4 protein-coding genes are annotated in these 3,240 nt (G+C 43.8%); all 4 read left to right on the top strand.

Going from position 1 to position 3,240, the window contains the following annotated elements:
• Positions 1–185, top strand: a 185-nt coding sequence (locus DXA60_RS19015; protein ID WP_207661936.1) for a hypothetical protein, incomplete at its 5' end; no start/stop codon positions are given.
• Between the two features lie 89 nt (positions 186–274).
• Complete coding sequence (thiD, locus tag DXA60_RS18305) at positions 275–1,075, top strand: bifunctional hydroxymethylpyrimidine kinase/phosphomethylpyrimidine kinase (protein WP_117922680.1); 801 nt, start codon at positions 275–277, stop codon at positions 1,073–1,075.
• Positions 1,072–2,256, top strand: a complete 1,185-nt coding sequence (gene cytX, locus DXA60_RS18300; RefSeq protein WP_117922679.1) for a putative hydroxymethylpyrimidine transporter CytX — start codon at positions 1,072–1,074, stop codon at positions 2,254–2,256. Before thiD ends, cytX begins: the two co-directional genes overlap by 4 nt.
• Positions 2,257–2,292: 36 nt before the next feature.
• Positions 2,293–2,838 (top strand): energy coupling factor transporter S component ThiW, encoded by a 546-nt coding sequence (gene thiW, locus DXA60_RS18295; RefSeq protein ID WP_117922678.1) that lies wholly within the window; start codon positions 2,293–2,295, stop codon positions 2,836–2,838.
• Positions 2,839–3,240: the final 402 nt, after the last annotated feature.

Raw genomic sequence — 3,240 nt, 5'->3', positions numbered from 1 at the left:
ATACACCATTTAGGGAGATGATTTATTTCATAAACAAACCATCATTTGGAGGACCGTTTATTCATACATCACTTGTGTCACAGCGGCAGATTGGGGGCACCACCTTAGGTCGCTATATAAAATTAATGCAAAACAAAGGAGGCAAATCCTCTGCTCCTGCAAGGGCGCATGCTATGCAGGCATAGCAGACATTTTGCTTCGCAAAACAAAGGAGGCAAATCCTCTGCTCCTGCAAGGGCAGTCGCATTTTGCTTCGCAAAACAAGGAGGATTTTATGTACACAGCATTAACAATCGCTGGAAGTGATTCCAGTGGAGGCGCCGGCATCCAGGCAGATATCAAGACAATGACCGCAAACCGCGTTTATGCGATGAGTGCGATCACAGCTTTGACTGCCCAGAATACGACCGGCGTAACAGATATTATGGAGGTAACTCCAAAGTTTTTGGCAGAGCAGCTGGATAGTATTTTTACGGATATTCATCCGGATGCGATTAAAACCGGAATGGTCTCTTCTAGTGAACTGATTGAGACGATTGCGGAAAAGCTGACAGAGTATCACGCAAAAAATATCGTGGTGGATCCTGTCATGGTGGCAACCAGTGGAGCGAGACTGATAAACGAGGAAGCCATCAGTACATTGAAAAGTAAATTATTGCCTCTTGCAACTGTTATCACTCCAAATATTCCGGAAGCAGAAGTGCTTTCTGACATGGAGATAAAGACAGAAGCAGATATGGAAAAAGCAGCAGAAATCATTTGTAATACCTTTGGTTGTGCCGTGTTATTAAAGGGCGGACATCAGTTAAATGATGCGAATGACCTTCTTTTCCAGAAAGGGAAAGAGCCGGTATGGTTTCATGGAAAGAGAATTGATAACCCCAATACCCATGGAACAGGATGCACACTTTCCTCTGCGATTGCATCGAATCTGGCAAAGGGAAGAGACTTAGAAACCTCCGTCAGGTATGCGAAAAATTATATTTCCGGTGCTCTTGCAGCCATGCTTGATCTTGGGAAAGGAAGCGGACCTATGAACCATGCATTTGCAATCGAAGGAGAATACGAAGGATGAATGAAAAGAGAACTTCCGTTTTTTCAAACGGATTAATCTGGTTTGGTGCGGGTGTATCTTTAGCTGAAATACTGACAGGTACTTACTTTGCACCGCTTGGTTTTGGAAAAGCAATGGCAGCGATTCTGCTTGGACATCTGATCGGCGGAATTATGATGTTTGCCGCAGGAATGATCGGAGCGAAAGAGCGAAAAAGTGCCATGGAAACTGTAAAAATGAGCTTTGGTGAAAAGGGAAGTCTGCTTTTTGCCATATTAAATGTGTTACAGCTTGTGGGATGGACTGCGATCATGATCTATGATGGTGCACTTGCAGCAGATGGTGTTTTGCATGCCGGAAACTGGGTCTGGGCGTTGATCATTGGTGCACTGATCGTTGTATGGATTTTTATCGGTCTGACGAATCTGGGCAAAGTAAATACAGTTGCCATGACTGCGTTATTTATTTTGTCACTGGTACTTTTTAAAGTGATCTTTTTTGGAAACGTAAGTGCGGCACCGATCGTGGTTGACGGAAGTCTGACGTTTGGAGCAGCTGTAGAACTTGCAGTAGCAATGCCGTTATCCTGGCTGCCGCTGATCAGCGATTATACAAGAGAAGCCGAAAAACCGTTTGCTGCAACACTCGCAAGTGTGATCGTCTATAGTCTGGTCAGCACTTTTATGTACATGATCGGCATGGGAGCAGCTATTTTTACCGGCGAATATGACATTGCACAGATTATGTTAAAAACCGGTTTCGGCGTTGTAGGACTTCTTATTATTGTATTTTCCACGGTTACAACAACCTTTCTGGATGCTTATTCCGCAGGAGTTTCAAGTGTTTCCATTTCCTCAAAGATTCAGGAAAAATGGGCAGCAATTGTTGTTACTGTGATTGGAACTGTCGCAGCGATCGTTTATCCGATGGATAACATTACAAACTTTTTATATCTGATCGGTTCTGTTTTTGCTCCGATGATCGCAGTGCAGATCGCAGATTACTTCATTTTAAAGAAAGCAGATGCCGGAAAATCTGCATTTCAGTGGCGTAATCTGATCGTATGGCTTGCCGGATTTGTGATTTACCGCATACTGATGCAGGTGGATACGCCGGTTGGAAATACGCTGCCGGATATGGTGGTCACAGTCATTCTCTGCCTGATTGTGGAAAAAGCTGCAGGGGCAGTAAAATCAAAATAGGAACTGTTGCAGTCAGACCATTTTTTAGAAGGCAGGATGTGGCAGATTCCGGGAAAAGAGGACAAAAGAATGAATAAATTTAATTTAAAGAAATTGACAGTTACAGCAATCTTAGCGGCAGTAGCGGTGGTGGGAAGCTTATTTTCCTTCCCGGTATTCGGTTCCAAATGTGCACCGGTACAGCACCTGGTAAATATTTTATGTGCAGTTACGGTAGGACCGTGGTGGGCACTGGCACAGGCATTTATTGCTGCGTTGATCCGTAACCTGTCAGGACTTGGAAGTCCACTGGCATTCCCGGGAAGCATGTGCGGCGCGCTGCTTGGCGGACTTCTTTACAAATACGGAAAAAAACTTCCGTTTGCCTATATCGGTGAAGTTGTGGGAACCGGTATCATTGGCGGAATGCTTTCCTATCCGGTGGCATATCTTGTCATGGGTAATAAAGCAGCGGCGTTATTCACATTTGTTATTCCGTTTCTGATCAGTACCTGTGGCGGAACGATCATTGCCATTATTATTACACTACCGTTGAAAAAATCAGGAATGCTTGGCAGAATGAAAGACAGTCTGGAAGAGTAAGATAATACAGAATTAAAAAACGAGTTGATGTATATGAATGAAAGTATACATCAACTTATTTTGTGTGCCGAGCATGGCGCTAATCTTGCTGGTGCAAGTCCAGTCATGGGTATTTACCGCCAAGTGTAGCGAACCACAAGTCGGTATCGGTAACGGTATGGATGGAGGAAGTGGTGTAGCAAAGTTCTTGAGCCTACGAACAGAAACTTGATAAGGCGATTAGGTGGGTAAGATTGCAAATCAAATCGAAGCCCAAATGGTGAACGTAAACCGAAATTGTAAATCAAGAGGTTGTGGAACGAAAGATTAGTGTCTTACCTCGGGAGACCCTACTCACATATCGAAAGATATGGTCTGGATTGTCAACACTTTTTCAGACAAATTTTTTTAGGTTATTTTCCC

It is taken from the genome of Roseburia sp. OF03-24 (assembly GCF_003463035.1).
Taxonomy (GTDB): Bacteria; Bacillota; Clostridia; order Lachnospirales; family Lachnospiraceae; genus Roseburia; species Roseburia rectibacter.
Note: the sequence above shows the minus strand (reverse complement) of the source record. Positions and strands in the feature narration are given on the sequence as shown.